Source organism: Microbacterium soli (assembly GCF_039539005.1).
GTDB lineage: Bacteria > Actinomycetota > Actinomycetes > Actinomycetales > Microbacteriaceae > Microbacterium > Microbacterium soli.
The window spans coordinates 2225258-2244325 of record NZ_BAABCP010000001.1; the positions used below are offsets into that span (position 1 = coordinate 2225258).

The 19068-nt window shown below is 69.0% G+C and carries 18 protein-coding genes; 14 read left to right on the plus strand and 4 right to left on the minus strand.

All coding sequences use genetic code 11. From position 1 onward, the window contains the following. Positions 1–19: 19 nt before the first annotated feature. The 3 genes from rsmI to ABD770_RS10485 all read left to right on the plus strand — a co-directional run bounded on the left by rsmI (position 20) and on the right by ABD770_RS10485 (position 3407). Positions 20–835 (plus strand): 16S rRNA (cytidine(1402)-2'-O)-methyltransferase, encoded by an 816-nt coding sequence (rsmI, locus tag ABD770_RS10475; RefSeq protein ID WP_344819499.1) that lies wholly within the window; start codon positions 20–22, stop codon positions 833–835. 84 nt (positions 836–919) lie between these two features. After that, positions 920–2512, plus strand: coding sequence for a methionine--tRNA ligase (metG, locus tag ABD770_RS10480; RefSeq protein ID WP_344819500.1), 1593 nt, complete (start codon positions 920–922; stop codon positions 2510–2512). 19 nt (positions 2513–2531) lie between these two features. Further along, entirely contained in the window at positions 2532–3407 is an 876-nt protein-coding gene (locus tag ABD770_RS10485; protein WP_344819501.1) for a TatD family hydrolase, read from the plus strand. Here the strand turns inward: ABD770_RS10485 and ABD770_RS10490 are convergent. Continuing rightward, positions 3389–4672, minus strand: coding sequence for an MFS transporter (locus ABD770_RS10490; RefSeq protein WP_344819502.1), 1284 nt, complete (start codon positions 4670–4672; stop codon positions 3389–3391). The genes ABD770_RS10485 and ABD770_RS10490 overlap by 19 nt on opposite strands. Positions 4673–4718: 46 nt before the next feature. Between ABD770_RS10490 and rsmA the strand changes: the two genes are divergently transcribed. The 5 genes from rsmA (at position 4719) to ABD770_RS10515 (ending at position 8592) form a co-directional block, all read left to right on the plus strand. Continuing rightward, positions 4719–5573: a 16S rRNA (adenine(1518)-N(6)/adenine(1519)-N(6))-dimethyltransferase RsmA gene (gene rsmA, locus ABD770_RS10495; RefSeq protein WP_344819503.1), complete on the plus strand. Its 855-nt coding sequence runs from the start codon at positions 4719–4721 to the stop codon at positions 5571–5573. 30 nt (positions 5574–5603) lie between these two features. Beyond that, complete coding sequence (locus ABD770_RS10500; RefSeq protein WP_344819504.1) at positions 5604–5732, plus strand: hypothetical protein; 129 nt, start codon at positions 5604–5606, stop codon at positions 5730–5732. Positions 5733–5751: 19 nt separating this feature from the next. After that, positions 5752–6684 carry a 4-(cytidine 5'-diphospho)-2-C-methyl-D-erythritol kinase gene (locus ABD770_RS10505; RefSeq protein WP_344819505.1) on the plus strand — a complete coding sequence of 311 codons (933 nt, stop codon included), beginning with the start codon at positions 5752–5754 and terminating at the stop codon, positions 6682–6684. A 115-nt stretch (positions 6685–6799) separates the two neighbouring features. Beyond that, positions 6800–7798 (plus strand): acetamidase/formamidase family protein, encoded by a 999-nt coding sequence (locus ABD770_RS10510; RefSeq protein WP_344819506.1) that lies wholly within the window; start codon positions 6800–6802, stop codon positions 7796–7798. Positions 7799–7830: 32 nt separating this feature from the next. Continuing rightward, positions 7831–8592, plus strand: coding sequence for an SDR family NAD(P)-dependent oxidoreductase (locus ABD770_RS10515; protein WP_344819507.1), 762 nt, complete (start codon positions 7831–7833; stop codon positions 8590–8592). Positions 8593–8611: 19 nt separating this feature from the next. Here the strand turns inward: ABD770_RS10515 and ABD770_RS10520 are convergent, their stop codons facing one another. The 3 genes from ABD770_RS10520 to ABD770_RS10530 form a co-directional block, all read right to left on the minus strand. Next, a complete protein-coding gene (locus ABD770_RS10520) occupies positions 8612–10027 on the minus strand; it encodes a dihydrolipoyl dehydrogenase family protein (RefSeq protein ID WP_344819508.1) in 1416 nt (471 codons plus the stop codon). Positions 10028–10059: 32 nt separating this feature from the next. Further along, positions 10060–10503, minus strand: coding sequence for a VOC family protein (locus ABD770_RS10525; protein ID WP_344819509.1), 444 nt, complete (start codon positions 10501–10503; stop codon positions 10060–10062). A gap of 117 nt (positions 10504–10620) precedes the next feature. Next, the gene (locus ABD770_RS10530; RefSeq protein WP_344819510.1) at positions 10621–11163 is read right to left on the minus strand and encodes a CGNR zinc finger domain-containing protein; all 543 of its coding nucleotides are present in this window, start codon (positions 11161–11163) and stop codon (positions 10621–10623) included. Positions 11164–11222: 59 nt separating this feature from the next. Here ABD770_RS10530 and ABD770_RS10535 point away from each other — a divergent pair, with 59 nt between their 5' ends. The 6 genes from ABD770_RS10535 to ABD770_RS10560 all read left to right on the plus strand — a co-directional run bounded on the left by ABD770_RS10535 (position 11223) and on the right by ABD770_RS10560 (position 19067). Next, entirely contained in the window at positions 11223–13031 is a 1809-nt protein-coding gene (locus tag ABD770_RS10535; RefSeq protein WP_344819511.1) for an ABC-F family ATP-binding cassette domain-containing protein, read from the plus strand. Between the two features lie 216 nt (positions 13032–13247). Next, positions 13248–14936 carry a thiamine pyrophosphate-binding protein gene (locus tag ABD770_RS10540; RefSeq protein WP_344819512.1) on the plus strand — a complete coding sequence of 563 codons (1689 nt, stop codon included), beginning with the start codon at positions 13248–13250 and terminating at the stop codon, positions 14934–14936. Positions 14937–15043: 107 nt separating this feature from the next. Next, on the plus strand, positions 15044–16117 hold the full coding sequence (locus tag ABD770_RS10545) for a ketopantoate reductase family protein (protein ID WP_344819513.1): 1074 nt from the start codon (positions 15044–15046) through the stop codon (positions 16115–16117). A 342-nt stretch (positions 16118–16459) separates the two neighbouring features. Further along, on the plus strand, positions 16460–17458 hold the full coding sequence (locus tag ABD770_RS10550; RefSeq protein ID WP_344819514.1) for a Bug family tripartite tricarboxylate transporter substrate binding protein: 999 nt from the start codon (positions 16460–16462) through the stop codon (positions 17456–17458). A gap of 214 nt (positions 17459–17672) precedes the next feature. Next, positions 17673–18668, plus strand: coding sequence for an NAD-dependent epimerase/dehydratase family protein (locus ABD770_RS10555; RefSeq protein WP_344819515.1), 996 nt, complete (start codon positions 17673–17675; stop codon positions 18666–18668). 30 nt (positions 18669–18698) lie between these two features. Continuing rightward, positions 18699–19067, plus strand: a complete 369-nt coding sequence (locus tag ABD770_RS10560; protein WP_344819516.1) for a carboxymuconolactone decarboxylase family protein — start codon at positions 18699–18701, stop codon at positions 19065–19067. Position 19068 lies beyond the last annotated feature (1 nt).

Below are 19068 nucleotides of genomic sequence, written 5' to 3' on the forward strand. Positions count from 1 at the left end.
ACCCGCATAGGCTGGAGCGGTGATCATCCTCGCGGCGACTCCGATCGGCAACCTCGCAGACGCCTCGCGGCGCCTGGTCGAGGTGCTGGAGAACGCCGAGATCGTCGTCGCCGAGGACACCCGCACCACGCAGAGCCTGCTGCGGGCGCTGGGGATCGCGAACCGTCCGCGGCTGATCGCCCTGCACGACCACAACGAGAAGGACAAGGCGGCGGAGATCGCCGAGCTCGCGGCGGAGCAGGACGTCGTCGTCGTCAGCGATGCCGGGATGCCCGCCGTGAGCGACCCCGGTTACGGGCTGGTGGCGGCCGCCGTCGAACGCGGCGTGGCGGTCACCGCGGTCCCCGGACCCAGCGCCGTGCTCATGGCGCTCGCCATCTCCGGGCTCCCCACGGACCGGTTCACGTTCGAGGGCTTCCTGCCGCGCAGGCCCGCCGAACGTCGGCGGGTGCTGGAGAGCGTCGCGGCGGAGCCGCGCACCATGGTGTTCTTCGAGTCGCCCTCGCGTCTGGCCGCGTCGCTGGCGGACATGGGCGCGGCGTTCGGCGCGGATCGCCGCATGGCCGTGTGCCGCGAGCTCACGAAGCTGTACGAACAGGTGCGCCGCGGCACGGCGTCCGAACTGGCCGAGTGGGCCGCGCAGGGCGTGAAGGGCGAGATCGTCGTGGTCGTCTCGGGCGCGGCGCCCGTGGAGGTGCCGCTGGCGGATGCCGTGGCGCAGGTGCTGGCGCTCGTCGCGTCCGGCACACGCCTGAAGGATGCCTGCGGCGAGGTCGCCGCCGCGACGGGCCGCTCCTCCCGCGACCTCTACCAGGCCGCGCTCGCCGCGCGATGACGGCATCCAGCCCACATCATCCCCCTCGCCGTGCCCGAGGTCATGGAGCAAACCGGCATCCGCATCCCGCCTAGAATCGATGCCATGCCCGCAGGCGAATCGTTCTACATCACCACGCCGATCTACTATCCCAGCGACGTGCCGCACATCGGCCACGGCTACACGTCCGTCGCCGTGGACACGCTCGCGCGCTGGCACCGCCAGTCCGGCGACGACACCTGGATGCTCACCGGCACCGACGAGCACGGCCAGAAGATGCTGCGCGCCGCCGCCGCCAATGACGTGACCCCGCAGGAGTGGGTCGACAAGCTCGTCGGCGAGAGCTGGTTCCCCCTGCTGGAGACCCTCGACGTCGCCAACGACGACTTCATCCGCACCACGCAGGAGCGGCACGAGAAGAACGTGCAGGTCTTCTTCCAGAAGCTGTACGACGCCGGCTACATCTACGCGGGCGAGTACGAGGCGCTGTACTGCGTGGGCTGCGAGGAGTTCAAGCCCGAGTCCGAGATCGTCGACGGCACGGGCCCCTTCGAGGGGCTAAAGGTCTGCGCCATCCACTCGAAGCCGCTGGAACTGCTGCAGGAGAAGAACTACTTCTTCAAGCTCAGCGAATTCCAGGGGCGGCTGCTGGAGCTGTACCGGACCGAGCCGGACTTCGTGCGCCCCGACTCGGCGCGCAATGAGGTCGTCTCCTTCGTCAGCCAGGGGCTGAAGGACCTGTCGATCTCCCGCTCCACGTTCGACTGGGGCATCCCGCTGCCGTGGGACGAGTCGCACGTCATCTACGTGTGGGTCGACGCCCTGCTCAACTACGTCACCGCGGTCGGCTACGGTGCGGACGAGGAGCAGTTCGCCCGGCGCTGGCCGGCGTACCACGTGGTCGGCAAGGACATCCTGCGCTTCCACGCCGTGATCTGGCCGGCGCTGCTGATGGCGGCCGGGCTCGATGTGCCCAAGGGCGTGTTCGCGCACGGCTGGCTGCTGGTGGGCGGCGAGAAGATGTCGAAGTCGAAGCTCACCGGCATCGCCCCGACCGAGATCACCGACGTGTTCGGCTCGGACGCCTACCGGTTCTACTTCCTCTCGGCGATCGCGTTCGGCCAGGACGGTTCGTTCTCCTGGGAGGACCTGTCGGCCCGCTACCAGGCCGAGCTCGCCAACGGGTTCGGCAACCTCGCCTCCCGCACCATCGCGATGATCGAGAAGTACTTCGGCGGCGCCGTGCCGGAGCCGTCCGACTACGCCGAGCGCGACCTGGAGATCCAGAAGACGCTGACGGATGCCGTGGCCGCGGCGGATGCCGCGATCGAGCACTTCCGCATCGACGAGGCCATCCACGCGATCTGGACGCTCGTGGACGAGCTCAACCACTACATCACCGAGAACGAGCCGTGGACCCTCGCCAAGCGGGCGGACGGCGGAGACGAGGCGCAGCGCGACCGCCTGCGCACCGTGCTCTACACCTGCGCCGAGGGCCTGCGGGCCCTGGCTGTGCTGCTGTCCCCGGTGATGCCGGAGTCCACCGGCAGGCTGTGGGACGCGCTGGGTGTGGAGGAGTCGCTGGGGGCGCTCACCGCGCAGCCCATCCGGGAGGCCGGTTCCTGGGGCGTGCTGAGACCCGGCACGACGGTCACGACCCTCGCGCCGCTGTTCCCGCGCGTGGAGCAGACCGCGTAGCGCCGGCCGGGCGAGCAGCATGGCGGAGACCTATGTGCGCGAGCGCTCCACGAAGGGGCGCAGGGATCTGAGCTACCCGGCCTCGCCGGAGCCCCTCACGATCCCGGTGTACGACAACCACTGCCACCTGGAGATCACCGATGGCGTGGAGCCGCTGAGCTTGCGCGAGCAGCTCGACCGCGCCGGGGCCGTCGGGATCGCCGGCGTCGTGCAGGCGTCCGGCGACGTCGAGTCCTCCCGCTGGGCGGTGGAGGCGGCGGCCTCCGACCCGCGCGTGCTCGCGGCCGTCGCGATCCACCCCAACGACGCTCCGATCTACAAGCAGGAGGGCCGCCTGGACGAGGCGATCGCGGTGATCGACGCGCTCGCCGCGCACCCGCGCACCCGGGCGATCGGCGAGACCGGACTGGACTACTTCCGCACCGGAGAAGCCGGCCGCCCCGCCCAGCACGAGTCCTTCGAGGCGCACATCGCGCTGGCGAAGAAGCACGGCATCGCGATGCAGATCCACGATCGCGATGCGCACGACGACGTGCTGGAGACCCTCGCCCGCGTCGGCGCGCCCGAGCGCACCGTGTTCCACTGCTTCTCCGGCGACGACGCCATGGCGCGAGTGGCGGCGGATGCCGGATACTGGCTGTCCTTCGCCGGCAACGTCACGTTCAAGAACGCGCAGAACCTGCGTGACGCCCTGCACGTGGCGCCGCTGGAGCGCATCCTCGTCGAGACGGATGCGCCGTTCCTCACGCCCGTCCCGCTGCGCGGCCGGCCCAACGCGCCCTACCTCGTGCCGTTGACGGTGCGGTTCATGGCCGCTGAGCTCGGCTTGGACGTCGACGAGCTGTGCGCGCGGCTGGCGGCCAACACCGTCGCCGTCTACGGCTCGTTCGACTGAGGCTCCTCCTCGAGCACCGGCTTCGCCGCGGCGATGTGCGAGATCTGCCGCCACATCAGCAGCAGCGTGAGCGCGGCGCCGGCGAAGGCGAACCACCACGGCGCCGTCAGTCCCCACACCTGCGCGATCACGCCGCCGAGCGCCTGCCCGATGACCATGCCGCCGAACACCCCGACCATGTTGACCGACCCGACCCGGCCCTGCAGCTCGTGGGGGACGAGTCGCTGCCGCACGGTCGTGGAGATCGTGCCCCACACGAACGAGTAGGCGCCGAACCCGACCATGATCCCCAGGGCGACGGCGCCGTCGGTGGTCAGGGCGAAGGCGAGATGCATGAGCACCTCCAGCGACAGGCACACCTTCATGAGTGTTGCGAACGACACGTGCCGCTCGAGCCACCCGAAGCACATCGTCGCGGCGAGGCCGCCCAGAGCGGATGCCGTGGTGAGCGCGCCGAAGCCCACCGGCCCCATCTGCAGATGCTCGGTGGCGTAGAGGACGAGGATGCCCCAGGGTGCGGCCCATGTGACGTTGAACGCCAGGATGATGATGATCAGTGTGCGCACCGGCTTGTTGTGCCAGGCCCAGCGCACGCCCTCCGCGATGTCGTGCCGGACGTGCGTGCGCCCCGGGCCCTCCGACCGCGACGCGTCGTCTCCCCGCGAGGGCACCGGCTGTCGTGCGATCCGCGACACCAGCACCAGGGCAACCGACACCGCCAGCACCTGGGCGAGGAACGGCCAGAACGTCCCGATCGCGAAGAGGAACGCCCCCAGCGGCGGCCCCGCCAGCTGGTTGGCGACGAGGAACCCCGCCTGAAGTCGGGCGTTGCCCACGCCCAGGTCCGTGGGCCTGACCATCATCGGCAGCAGCGTGCTGCTGGTGGTGTCGGCGAACACCTCCGCCGTGCCGTAGAGGAAGGACACGACCAGCACGATGACGATGTTCGCCGTGCCCGTCATGAGGAACGCCACGAGCGCCAGCACGATCACCGCGCGGATGCCGTGCGCGAGCATCACCAGCATCCGCCGCTCCACGCGATCCGCGATCGCGCCGGCGTGCAGGCCGAACAGCAGCCACGGCAGGAACTGCAGCATGGCTCCGGAGGCCACCAGCACCGGCGACGAGGTCATCGAGGCGATCAGCAGGGGAGAGGCCGCCAGGGCGATGCCGTCGCCGATGTTGCTCGTCCACGCCGCCGACATGAGCCAGCGGAAGTCGCGCCCGAGCCGGCGCGGTGCGATGAGCTCTCCCAGTCCGGTCACTCGCTCGATCCTAAGGGCGAGTGCCGACGTGCGCGAGAATGGACGCATGACCGTCACCCTGCTCGGCGCCACCGAGATCCGCCGCCTCGCCGCCGAGCTCGATGTGACCCCCACGAAGAAGCTCGGGCAGAACTTCGTCGTCGACGCCAACACGGTCCGCAAGATCGTGCAGGCCGCCGACGTGCGGGCGGGCGAGCGAGTCGTGGAGATCGGTCCGGGCCTCGGATCGCTCACGCTCGCGATCCTGGAGGCCGCGGCCGCGGTGACGGCCGTGGAGATCGACCATCGCCTCGCCGCGAGGCTCGCGCGCACCGCCGCCGAGCGCGGCGCGCCCGACGGCGCGCTCACCGTCGTGGACGCCGACGCGCTGCGCATCACGGAACTCCCCGGCGACCCGACCGTGCTGGTGGCCAACCTGCCCTACAACGTCTCCGTTCCGGTGCTGCTGCACCTGCTGGAGACCTTCCCCCGGCTGCAGCGGGGCGTCGTGATGGTGCAGGCGGAGGTCGCCGAGCGCCTGGCGGCGGAGCCCGGATCCAAGGTGTACGGCGCGCCCAGCGTGAAGGCCGCCTGGTACGGACCCTGGCAGCTGCGCGGCACGGTGTCGCGCCAGGTGTTCTGGCCGGTGCCGAACGTCGACAGCCTGCTGGTCGGCTTCCACCGCGACCCCGAGCCGCGCGGTGGCGACGACGAGCGCCGGCGCACCTTCGAGATCGTGGACGCCGCGTTCAACCAGCGTCGCAAGATGCTCCGGCAGGCGCTGTCGGGCGTGTTCGGCGGCTCTGCCGCGGCATCCGTCGTCCTGGACTCCGCCGGCGTGGCGCCGACCGCCCGCGGAGAGGACCTCACGGTCGACGATTACCACAGGGTCGCCCTGGCTGCGTCCGAGCGGGTGGGCTGATCCGACGTCGAGCTGGACTAACCTGGCACGGTGACCGAACGCATCCGCCCTCCCGTTCCCGACACGCGCCGGCCGTATGTCGCCGCGGAGTCCACCGCCATCGACGCGATCGCGCGCGGAGTGGACGTCGACCTGCGGTCGGTCTGCTCCGAGCTGTGAGACGGACGAGGGGCAGCGCATGAGCATGGCACGCCGAACGGATGCCGTGCACGTGCGCGCGCCGGGGAAGATCAACGTCTACCTCGGTGTGGGGGCCCTCCGCGGCGACGGCTATCACTCCCTCGCCACGGTCTTCCAAGCCGTCTCGCTGTACGAGGACGTGCACGCGTCGCCGTCCGACGGGTTCTCGCTGGAGGTGTCGGGCGAGGTGGACGTGTCGGGCGTGCCGCTGGACGATCGGAATCTGGCCCTGCGCGCCGCGAAGCTGCTGGCGGCGGAGACCGGGGTTCGCGACGGCGTGCACCTGGACATCCGCAAGGGCGTTCCGGTGGCGGGCGGCATGGGCGGCGGCTCGGCCGACGCCGCTGCGGCCCTCGTGGCGTGCGACGCGCTGTGGGGCACGGGGATCGGTTCGCGCGGTCTGCATGAGCTGGCCGCGCGACTGGGAGCCGATGTGCCCTTCGCCCTGCACGGTGGAACCGCCGTCGGCACGGGACGCGGCGACGTGCTCACGCCCGCACTGGCCCGTGGACGCTTCGACTGGGTGCTCGTCCTGGGCGGTCGGGGGCTGTCGACCCCCGAGATGTACCGACGGCTCGACGGTCTCCGAGCGCACGGCGATTCCCTGGCCGATGATGCGCTGGAGCTGCTGGAGGTCCCCGTCGCGGTGCTGCAGGCGCTGCGGTCGGGGTCCGCGGAGGAGCTGGCGCCGGTCATGATGAACGACCTCGAGGCCGCCGCGGTGCTGGACCGCGCCGACATCGAGCTGGTGCTGGCCGACGGCGTGCGGATGGGGGCGCTCACCGGGATCGTTTCGGGGTCGGGTCCGACCACGGCGTTCCTGTGCGGCGGCCCGGAGGCCGCCGGTGCGCTGCGGGACGAGCTGCGGGCGTCCGGCCGTGACGCGCTGCACGTGCACGGCCCGGTGCCGGGCGCACGCGTGGTCGACTGAGCCCGGACCCCCGCGGGGTGGACAGGTCGCAGCGGGTTCGCGGCGGTGCTGTGGACAACCACCTGCCGGGCCCATAGAATCCGGATCACATGGCGTCTGCTCGAGGAGGCATCCCATGCAGGACATCCGGTTCAAGCCCGAGCGATCGCAGTACGTCTACACGTTCGGCGGGGCGGAGCCCGCCCTGCGCATCACCCCGGGAACCGTGCTGAGACTGTGGTCGGAGGACGCCTTCAACTTCGCGCTGCGGTCCACATCCGATCTGCCCGACAGGCTCGACATGAGGTACGTGAACCCGCAGACCGGGCCGTTCTACGTCGAGGGGGCCGAGCCGGGGGACACCCTCGCGCTGCACATCGTCGATCTCACCCCCGCGCGCGGCTTCGGCGCCTCCACGACCATCCCGTTCTTCGGAGGGCTGACCGGGACCGATCGCACGGCACTGCTGCAGGAGGCGCTCCCGTCCGCGACGTGGATCTACGAGGTGGACAGCGCGCGGCAGACCGTCGGGTTCCAGTCCCGATTCGGCGATCTGGAGATCGCGCTCCCCATCGAGTGCATGCTGGGCACGGTCGGTGTCGCCCCGGCAGCCGGGGAGGTGCGCACGAGCCTCGTCCCGGAGCGGTTCGGTGGGAACATGGACACCCCGGAGATGAAGGTCGGCACGACCGCGTACCTGGGTGTCAACGTCGAGGGCGCGATGTTCTCCATCGGCGACGGGCATTACCGTCAGGGCGAGGGGGAGGCCTGCGGCACGGCCGTGGAGGGCGCCATGGACTCCGTCATCATCGTCGAACTCATCAAGGGGTCGGCACCGGCCTGGCCGCGGCTGGAGACGGACGATCACTGGATGGTGGTGGGATCGTCCCGGCCCATGGAGGACTCCTGGCGGATCGCGCAGGTGGAGATGGTGGACTGGCTGGGCGAGATGTTCGGGCTGCATCGGATGGACGCCTACCAGCTGCTCACCCAGATCGCGCTGGCACCCATCGCCAACGTCGTGGACGCCAACTACAGCGTCGTCGTGAAGGTGCGCAAGTCGCTCCTGCCGTCGAGCGAGGCCTTCGACGGCATGCATCGGCGGCTTCGCGAAGCAGCAGCGGAGGCCCGCTAGCACGGCGGGATCCGGGACTCGAGGAGGAGCACATGGATCTGCAGCTCAAGGGGAAGACCGCCATGATCACCGGGGCGACCCGAGGCATCGGGCGCGCCACCGCGCAGCTGTTCGCGGAGGAAGGGGCGAACGTCGCCTTCTGCGCACGTGATGCCGAGAGCGTCGCGACAGTGGAGGCCGAGCTGCGCGAGACGGGCGTGAAGGCCGCGGGCACCGCCCTGGACGTGGCGGATGCCGCAGCCCTGCGCGCCTGGGTGGAGAGCACCGCGGCGGATTTCGGCGGGATCGACATGGCCGTGGCGAATGTCAGCGCTCTGGCCATCCCCGACACCGAGGAGAACTGGGAGACGTCCTTCCGGGTGGATCTGATGGGGACGGTGAATCTCGTCAAGGCGGTCCTCCCGCATCTGGAGCGCAGCACTGTGCGCTCCGTGGTCGCCATCTCCAGCGTGTCCGGGCGAGAGGCGGACTTCGCCTCTGGCCCATACGGGACCATGAAGACGGCCATCATCGGCTTCATGGCCGGGGTGGCGCTCCAGGTCGCCGACAAGAACATCCGGGTGAACACGGTCTCACCGGGCAACACCTACTTCCCCGGAGGCGTCTGGGAGGGCATCGAGGGAGGCGATCCCGCGCTCTTCGAGTTCGCGATGGGGCTCAACCCCACAGGGAGGATGGGCACCCCGGAGGAGATCGCCGCGGGGGTCGTGTTCGTCTCGAGTCCGCTGGCGAGCCGTGTGAGCGGCTCCAACTTCCTCATCGACGGCGCACTGACCCGCGGCATCCAGTTCTGAGTGCCCGATGTCCGTCTCCTCAGGGCCGACCGTACGCCTCGAGGAGACGCAGCCAGACCTCGCTCATCGTGGGGAAGGCGGGCACGGCGTGCCACAGCCGGTCCAGGGGGATCTCGCCCACCACGGCCATGGTCGCCGCCTGCACCAGCTCCGCGACGTCGGGTCCGACGAACGTCACTCCCACGATCACCCGCCTGGCCTCGTCGATCACCGCACGCGCCCGTCCTTGATATCCGGGGCGGTGCAGGAAGGACCCGGCGAGGAGCCCGAGGTCGTAGTCCACGACGCGGGTGCGCAGGCCGGACTGCTCGGCCTCGCGTGCGGTGAGGCCGACGGCGGCGATCTCCGGCGAGGTGAAGACCACCTGCGGCACGGCCGCGTGGTCGGCGGTGGCGACGTGCGTCCCCCATGCCTCGTCCGACACCGCGGAGCCGGCGGCACGCGCGGTGATCACGTCGCCCGCGGCCCTGGCCTGATACTTGCCCTGGTGGGTGAGCAGTGCCCGGTGGTTCACATCGCCCACGCCGTAGAGCCAGTCGAATCCGTGCACGCGCAGCGTGTCGTCGACGTCCAGCCAGGCGCCGGGTTCCAGCCCGATGTTCTCCAGCCCGAGGTCCTGCGTCGACGGCCCCCGCCCGGTGGCCACGAGCAGCTCCGCGGCGGTGATGACTCCCGTGCTGGTCGTGATCGAGACGCCGTGCTCGTCGCGATCCACGCGCTCGGTGGACGTGTCGGTGTGCACGGTGACGCCGTGCTCGCGCAGCCCCTCCACGAGGCGCTCCCCGGCGAACGGTTCCAGTCCGCCGAGCAGTCCGTGCCGGGCGATGACCGTCACCGCGCTGCCGAAGCTCGCGAACGCGGTGGCCATCTCGGCGGCGACCACGCCTCCGCCGATGATGGCGAGGCTGTCCGGCACCTCGTGCGCGCTCGTGGCCTCGCGGCTGGACCACGCGCGCGCCTCGGCCAGGCCGGGGATGTCGGGTCGGACGGCGACCGAGCCGGTCGCGACGGCCACGGCGTGGCGGGCCGTGATCACGGTCTGCTCGCCCTCGGCATCCGTCACCGTCACCTCGCGCACGCCGCTGAGGCGGCCGTGTCCGCGGATGAGCTCGATGCCCGCGCTGTCCAGCCAGGCGACCTGGCCGGCGTCGGACCAGCCGTCGGTGATGACATCGCGTCTCGCGAATGCCGCCGCGGCGTCGAGTCGCCCGGTCACGGCTTCCGCCGCGCCGGGCACGGCGAGGGCGGCCTCCAGGGCGTGGCCCGGACGCAGCAGGGCCTTGGACGGATCGCAGGCCCAGTACGAGCACTCGCCGCCGACCAGTTCGGCTTCGATGATGATGGTCTCCAGTCCGCCCTGCACGGTCCTGTCGGCGACGTTCTCGCCGACAGGACCCGCGCCGATGACGATGACGTCGGTCTCCCTGCTGTTCATGGGTTCTCCTGATGTCGGGGATCGGCGACGGTTCAGCGCCCGGGGGCGCGGGTGACGACCTGCTGGATCGTCCACTCGTTGCCGTCGGGGTCGGAGAACGACGCGAAGGTGCCGTAGCTGTCGACGTCGGGATGCGGGCCCGCGACGCGGTTGGTCTCGCCGGCCCAGTGGAAGACGCCGTCGGCGTCGTGCCACAGTTCACTCACCACGGCACCCGCGGCGATGAGTTCGCGACGGGTGGCGTCGAGGTCCGCTGTGACGAGGTGCAGGCCCGTCGAGGACCCGGGCTCGGCGTCGGTGAGCCCGTCGCCGAAGATGATCGATGCCTCGGAGCCCGGAGGAGTGACCTGCACCACGCGCAGTCCGCGGTCGGTCGAGAAGTCGGCGTCCAGGCGGAAGCCGAGTCCGGTGTAGAAGTCCTTCGCACGGTCGACGTCCGCGACGGGGATGACGGCGATCTCGAGCTTGAGGTCCATGATCTTCTTCTCTCTGTTCACGACCGGTACATCACCGGTTCGAATGGTGACAGAGTACGAGGAAAATACGTCACCTGTCAAGCTGGTGACGATACGGTCGAGACGATCCGCGCGGAGCTATCTGGCGGCCTTCTTGCGCTCGCGGTAGGCCTTCGCCTTCATCCGGCTCCCGCAGGTGGCCATGGAGCACCACTCGCGTCGGTGGCCGCGGGAATGATCCAGATACACCTGCGTGCACCCCGGGCGAGCGCATTCGCGCAGCAACGCGGCCTCGTTCCCGCCGGCGATCTCGATCGCCTCCCGGGCGAGTGCCGACAGGGCCTGTCGCGTGTCGCCCGTGCGGCGGATGCCGTTCTCGTGCAGCGTCATGGTCACGGAGGCGCTCGCGGCGGCCGTGTTGACGGTGTCGACGGCATCCGTCGGCGGTGTCTCGCCGTGCATGAGCGAACGCATGAGGGCGTAGATCGCCTCGCGCAGCTCGACGGCCACTGCGACCTCCGCGTCGGAGGGCCCGGCCGCTCGTGTGAGCAGGCCGGATTCGAGGAACCAGGCATCCAGGTCGTCGGGGGAGTTCAGTCTCTCGACGGTGCCGTCTCGGCGCGCCTCCAGCGTGCCGACGAAGTCGAGGACGCGGGTGCCGCAGGGGAAGTCATGAACCACGTCACCACTCTAAGCAGTGCCCATCGGGAGAGTGCGCAGCGACTACGCTGGAACCCGACATGGCACATCTTCTCGGCGCCGAAGCGCTCCATCTCGAGTACCCCACGCGCGTCGTCTTCGACTCGGTCACCCTCGGTGTGGAGGAGGGGGATCGCATCGGCATCGTCGGTCGCAACGGCGACGGCAAGTCGAGCCTGCTGGGGATGCTGGCGGGGCGCCGTGAGCCGGATGCCGGGCGGGTGACCGTGCGCGGCGGGACGACCATCGGCGTGCTCGACCAGGCCGACGCGCTCGACGACTCCCTCACCGTCGGCAGGGCGGTGGTCGGTGACGCCCCCGAGCACGAATGGGCGGGAGACGCGAGAGCGCGCGACGTCATCGCAGGGCTGGTCGCAGACCTCGACTGGGACGCATCCGTGGCAGCCCTGTCGGGAGGGCAGCGCCGCCGGGTGGCTCTCGCGAGTCTGCTCACCGGGGACTGGGACGTGCTGGTGCTGGATGAGCCGACCAACCATCTCGATGTCGAGGCCATCACCTGGCTGGCGGGCCATCTGAAGACGCGGTGGGCCCGCACCGCGGGCGCGCTGCTGGTCGTCACGCACGACCGCTGGTTCCTCGACGAGGTCTGCACCACGACCTGGGAGGTGCACGACAGGACCGTCGAACCCTTCGAGGGCGGCTACGCGGCATACATCCTCCAGCGCGTGGAGCGCGACAGGATGGCCGCGGCCGCGGAGGCCAAGCGGCAGAACCTCGCCCGCAAGGAGCTCGCGTGGCTGCGCCGTGGCGCGCCGGCCCGCACGAGCAAGCCCAAGTTCCGCATCGATGCGGCCAACGCGCTCATCGCGGATGTGCCGCCGATCCGCGACTCCGTCTCGCTGCGGTCCCTGGCGGTCTCCCGACTCGGCAAGGACGTCGTCGACCTGCTCGACGCCGGGGTCTCCTACGACGGGCGGGCCGTGCTCGAGGACGTCGAGTGGCGCATCGCGCCGGGGGAGCGCACCGGCATCCTGGGCGTCAACGGCGCGGGCAAGTCGACGCTGCTCGGGCTGGTCGCGGGGACCGTGCAGCCCACGGCAGGACGGGTCAAGCGCGGCAAGACCGTGCAGGTGCGCACGCTCACCCAGCGCATCGACGAGCTCGAGGCGCACTGGGACGACCCGGTGCGCACCGTCATCGGCGGATTGCGCACCTCGTACACGTTCGGGTCCGGCTCCACGGCGACCGAGCTCACCCCGGGACAGCTGCTGGAGCGGCTCGGGTTCAGCTCCGCCCAGCTGTCCACGCGCGTGAAGGAGCTCTCCGGCGGCCAGCAGCGCCGCCTGCAGCTGCTGCTCGTGCTGCTGGATCAGCCGAACGTGCTCATCCTCGACGAGCCGACCAATGACATGGACACCGACATGCTGGCTGCGATCGAGGACCTGCTGGACTCCTGGCCCGGCACGCTGCTGGTGGTGTCGCACGACCGGTACTTCCTGGAGCGCGTGACGGATCAGCAGTACGCGATCCTTCCGGGGCCCGGCGGTGCGGGCAGGCTGCGGCATCTGCCCGGCGGCGTGGACGAGTACCTGAAGCTGCGGGCGGTGCAGGATGCTGTGCCTGCACCATCCGTGCGAACTCCGGATCGGAAGCCGTCTTCCGTGTTCTCCGGGGCTGAACAGCGCGCGGCCGAGAAGGAGCTCGCCTCCCTCGAGCGGCGCGCGCATCGCCTGCGGCAGCAGGCGGCCGAAGCCCGCACGGGGCTCGCCGATCTGGATCAGTCCGACTATCAGCTGCTCGGAGACGAGATGGCGAAGATCGCCGCGATCGAGGACGAGGCCGCGAGCCTGGAGGAGCGCTGGCTGGAGCTTTCGGTGCTCCTGGAGTGAGCCGCTGAAGGTGCCGAGTCGTCCGCATGCCCCGGGATGCCCGTGGGGGTGACGGGCGTCTTCGACGAGTGCATCACGGGGTGTGAGGACGGCGTGCGACTCGACGCTCGTCATGTTCTGGTCTATTCTGAGGACATATGAGCAACTATGTTGCTCATATGGCAACCACATATGAAAGGTTGCTGATCCGCGGACTGGACACACGGAGGTGTTCTTATGCTTGTCGCCAAACTGCTCGCACGTGAACTTGCTGAGGCGGGTGCTGCTTTCGTCTTCGGCATCCCCGGCAAGGAGTCCTTGCGCTTCTGCGCCGAGCTCGCAGAGGTGGGCATCACTTTCGTCGGTGCACGGCACGAGACGCAGGCGGTCATGATGGCCGACGGGTATTGGCGGGCGACGGGCCGCATCGGCGTGGCTCTGGTCGCACAGGGCGCCGGGCTGTCGAACGCCATCGGGGGTATGGCGTGCGCCGCGCGAGCGCGGAGCGGCGTGGTGGTCGTCACCGGTGATCTGCTGAAGGCGGATGCGGCGACGGGGCCGAGCTCTGAGGCGTTGATGGAACTGAAGGGGATCAACACCAGGGTCGCCTGTGAGTCCGTGTTCGTGGACTACGTGCGACCCGCGTCGGGAGAGGCGGCGCACGCCGAGATCCGAGCTGCCTTGACTCGTGCGCGTGCCGGCCGGACGGTCGCGCTGGCCTTCCCCAGCGACATCTTCTCGGCGGAAGCGGTCGAGCAGCAGGAGCTGCCCGCGTACGACGCGCAGGCAGAGGCCGCCGCCCCGTCGCCCGACGATGTCGAGATGATCGCCGAGCTCTTGACGAGCGGGTTCACAGCGCGACGCCCCTTGGTCATCGCAGGAAAGGGCGCCGTTCGCTCGGGGGCCATTCCCGCCATCCGCCGATTCGCTGAGGCGACGGGAGCGCTGCTGGCGACCAGCCTGCCCGCCCGCTCCTCGTTCGCGGGCGACCCGTTCAACGTCGGCGTCTGCGGCACGCTGTCGACGTCCGTGGGCAGCGGACTGATCGCACGCGCTGACTGCGTCATCGCGTTCGGTGCGTCGTTGAACCCGTTCACGACTTACGGCCAGTCCGTGTTCGCCAAGGATGCCCAGATCGTGCATGTCGACATCAACGAGGCCGCGCTGGGCAAGTACCTCGTGCCCGCCATGGGGGTGGTCGGGGATGCGGGTCTGACTGCCGAGGCGCTCACCACCGCCGTCCTGTCGCGGGGTGGGCGTCGTGAGGGCTATCGCAGCGCTGAGATCGCCGCGCAGCTGGCGGAGTTCGACCCTGCCGCCGAGTTCACCGATCAGAGCACCGACGAGTTCATCGATCCGCGCACGCTGATGGTCGAACTGGACAGGGTTCTCCCCTCCGCCCGCACGCTCGTCGTCGACGCGGGACTGCACCTGCACAACGCGTGCTCGTTCCTGCAGGTCGAACGCCCGGAGGACTTCATCTTCCCCGTCGACTCGCTCGCGATCGGGCTCGGGATGGGCGCCGCCGTCGGAGCCGCGTTCGCCCGCGTCCGAGATCTCACCGTGCTCGAGGTCGGCGACGGCGGGCTGATGATGGCGCTGGGAGATCTCGACACCGCCATCCGGCATCGGCTTCCCATCGTCGTCGTCGTCAGCAACGACGAAGCATGGGGAGCCGAGGCCCAGCACCTCAACCTCCTCGGGGAATCCGATGACTTCGTCCGCCTTCCCACGCCGTCCCTGGCGGAGCTGGCGGTGGCGATGGGCGCGGAGGGATACACCATCCGTTCGCGTGGAGACATCGAGGTCGTCGCGGATCGGCTGCGCGAGCCGCTCTCCGGCCCCATCGTCCTGGATTGCCGGGTCCATCCGGACATACAGCCGGAGTCATTCGAGTTCGACTACGCCGGCGTGTTCGCCAAGTAGGCCGGGATGCGAGCGGTGGAGCATCCGACCCAGAGCGCCTGCGGTCCTCGATCCTGGTGCGCTCAGAGAATCGGAGCATGCGTCCCGGCCCCGGTGAAGGGAGGTTCATGATGACGATATGGGTTGTCGGAGCCGGTGCGATCGGCTGCATGGTCGGCGCGAGGCTCGCACAGTACGAGGACGTCGTGCTGGTGGACGGATGGAAGGAGCACGTCGACGCGATCAACGCTGACGGACTGCGGGTCGACTACCACGATGAGACGGTCACCGTGCGCAGCAGGGCCGTCGAGTTCGATGCCCTGGATGCCGTCGAGGAGACGCCGGACATCGTCCTGCTGAGTGTCAAGTCGACCGACACCGAAGGCGTCTTGCGAAAGATCGTGCACAGGCTGGGGCCGGAGTCCGCGGTGGTGTCCGTGCAGAACGGGATGAACGAGGAAGCCATCGCCGGCGTCGTCGGTGCGGAGCGCACGATCGGTGCGATGGTGACGGGCGACTCCGCGATCATCGCGCCCGGTCATGCAGCGGCACGGATGGCGAAGCGCCGACTCGTCATCGGAGAGCTCGACGGGCGTGACACCCCCCGCATCCGCGCACTCGCCGAGCGTCTTTCGCAGTCGCTGCCGACGACCTGGACGGACAACATCATGGGCCAGTTGTGGACGAAGCTGGTCCGCAACTGCATGTTCAACGCTCTGGGTGCGCTGACGGGCCTTGAGGCCAACCGCATCGCAGGGCATCCGGTCGCTCGCTCCGTCGCATTCGCGCTCGCGCGGGAGGCCATCCGGGTGGCTCTCGCCGAGGGCATGACCCTGGACCCCGTGCTCCTGGGATCCGACGTCGCCGGATTCCTCGCCGAACCCGGTTCGGAGGCGGCTGAACGGGCGGCGCAGGAGTTCGAGAGGCTGTTCACGGCGTTGCCGAGCGTCAAGTCGTCGATGCTCCAGGACGTTCTGCGCGGACGGAGGACCGAGGTCGATCATCTCAATGGATTCGTCGTCGCCAAGGGGCGGACCTCGGCCGTGAGCACTGCGGTGAACGAGAGGGTCGTGGCTCTCGTGCATCAGGTCGAGAACGGGTCGCTCGAGCGCGGCGTCGATGTGCTGGGCGGTCCGCTCGTGGAGGACGAGGGTCTGCTCGGCGAGCGTGCGATCCTCGACCGCTTGCCTGCGGCGGGCTGACGGACGGTCGCCGACCGGCCGTCCCGGGCGTCGGGTGCGGGCTCTTCCGCCGTGACCGCCGGGACGGCCGTTCGGCGACCCCTCACGTCCGATTCCGAGGGGTGGTCGCGCCTCTCAGGCACTTCCCATCCGCCGTGTCGGATGGTTGACAGACCGTTGATGGCCTGCATATCATTTTGTCGTGTACGCAAACCTGATGCGTATACGGCAACAAATAGAGAATGTGATCGGCGAGATGCTGAGCCCACAATTTCGAAACCGAGCAGTTCGTCGACGTCGATAGCTGAAGCCCGGTGCATCGCACTGAGCGAAGGATTTCGTTCGAATGAGGAGGAGTTCATCGTGAGATGGAAGAAGAGTAGGTTCGGACGCGGCCTGATGGCCGCAGCCATGCTCACCGTGGCCGGTGTCATCGCCGCCGGGTGCACGTCCGGGCCGAGCACGGGTGGGGGGACAGAGGGCGCGTCGGACTATCCGACTCGCAATATCGAGATCATGGTCGCCTTCGAGGGCGGGACCTCGGACACCGTGGCGCGGATGCTGGCGCAGTACGCGAGCGCGGAGTGGGGTGTCAACGTCGATGTCGTGAACAAGGCCGGAGGGAACACGGTGCCGGCGAACCTCGAGCTCCAGGGGGATGAGCCGGACGGGTATTCCCTGATGTTCCATGCGATCGGCAGTTCGTCGCTGCTTCCGAACCAGCTGGGGGACGACCTTCCGTTCGATGTGATGAACCAGACGTTCATCTCGCGCCTGAGCAGCAACACGATGCTCTTCCTCACGTCACCGGACTCGCCGTTCGAGACGCTGCAGGATGCCGCGGATGCCGCGAAGGCGGATCCGGAGCACTTCACCTGGTCGGCCACCGGTGTCGCCGAGATCCCCATGCTGCAGTTCTTCCGGTCCATCGGCGTCGACCCTCAGAAGACGAAGTCCCTGATCCAGGACGGCAGCGGTGATGCGATCGTCCTGGCGAACCAGGGTGATGCGGACCTGGTGATCGCCGCCGTGGGACCGTCGCTCGGTCCGGTGGAGGGCAATGTCGTCAAGCCGCTCGCGATCGCGGATGACCGCTGGCCGGGGCTCGATGTGCCCACCACGACGGAGGCCGGCTTCCCCGAGGTGCAGATCACCTCGTGGCTGGGGCTGGCGGGGCCGAAGGGGCTTCCGGACGACGTCGTGTCGGCCTGGGAGGAGCTCATCGAGAAGATGCTCGACGAGCCGGACATCCAGGAGCAGCTGGAGAACGTCGCGTCGCGGCCGGCGTTCATGAACTCCAAGGACTTCACTGCGCATGTCCAGAGCGAGATAGAGGAGTTCGGTTCCCTGTACGAGGACTGAGCGCGTTCGCTGTCGGAGGCGATCGGCCGGGTGTGCTCGAGCACACCCGGCCGATCGCCTCTTCTCTGCGCCGTCGCCTTGACAGAGCGAGGATACCTCGATAGCGTATTGACATCAGCGCAAACAGGTTGCAAATACGGCAACATATAATGCTCTGACGTGACGGATGCCGACGGCCCGTCGCAAGAACCGATCGACGAGGAGTGGAGTTCGCATGTCCGTGATGCTGACCGGAGTCGGTGCTGTCGGGTCCCATGTCGCGCGGGAACTGCAGGCACAGGGTCACGAGATCGTGATCTTCGACAAGTCGCCGAACCTTTCGTTCATCGGCTCGATCGCCGACATCACCGATGTTCCCGTCGTCGTGGGTGACGTGAACGACCAGGAAGCGCTGTCGGCGGCGGTTCGGGAGCACAAGGTCGACACGATCCTGCACCTCGCGGGCTTCCTGACCAAGACTCTTCGCGCCCACCCCTTCGCCGGTGTGAGCCTGAACATCGGAGGCACCGGTTCGGTGCTCGAGGTCGCGCGGAACACCGGTGTCCGGCGTGTGGTCCTCGCGAGCACTCGCGGCGTCAACCAGATCGCCGCCGCCCCCGAATCCGGCGATGTGCTGCCGGAGGACTTCCAGATGCGGGTGATCAGCGACCGGCCGCGGACGATGTACGAGCTCAGCAAGCTGACCTGCGAGCACCTGGGACTGCTGTACGCGGACACCTACGACATGGAGTTCGTCGCGCTGCGTCTGGGCGGCGGGTTCGGCCCGACGCCCGGGGAGCCGGCGGGCCTGACGGGAACCGTGGTGCGCCCGCTCGTGTACGGAGCGGTGGCAGGGGGGCCGGTCGAGATCACGGATCCGTCGCTGACCTACGCGGGAAACCACGAGTTCATCTACTTCAAGGATGACGCCGTCGCGTTCGCGCTGGCCTGCACGCGACCGAACCTGTCGCAGCGGGTCTACAACATCCGCATGGACCGGACGTACACCTATGACCAGGTCGTCGAGACCATGCAGAAGATCTTCCCGGACACGGAATTCAAGATCTCCGCGACGAATTCGGGCTCCATGACCCAAGGGCGTGCACCCCGCGATGACAATGCGTCGACGGAGGCCGCGTACAACGAATTGGGGTGGCGTCCGCAATACGATCTGGAATCCGGCGTGCGTGATTGGGTTCGCTGGATCGAGAAATACGACATTTCCCGATGATTCATGGACACGAGATTGAAAGGTGCGAAGATGAGTGACGTTTACGCCAAGGCGGAAGAAATCGTCCAAACCTACCGCGGAGAATCCGGAACCCTGGGAAAGGGGATCAGCGGGCAAATGGCGCCGGAAGTGGAGCGGCGCAAGGATGAACTGCTCTGGGGAACCATCTGGGCGGACCCCGCGATCGACATCAAGACGCGATCGTTGTGCACGATCAGCGCGCTGATGGCGTTGGGGATCGAGGAACAGCTGCTGAACCACTGCCGGTGGGCGCTGCACCTCGGCGTGTCCCGGGAGGCGCTCATCTCCCTCGCCAGCCAGATGATGGTGTACGCCGGGCTTCCGCGGGGGCACAACGCCATGCGCATCGTGAAGGAAGCGCTCGACAGCGCCGACTGAG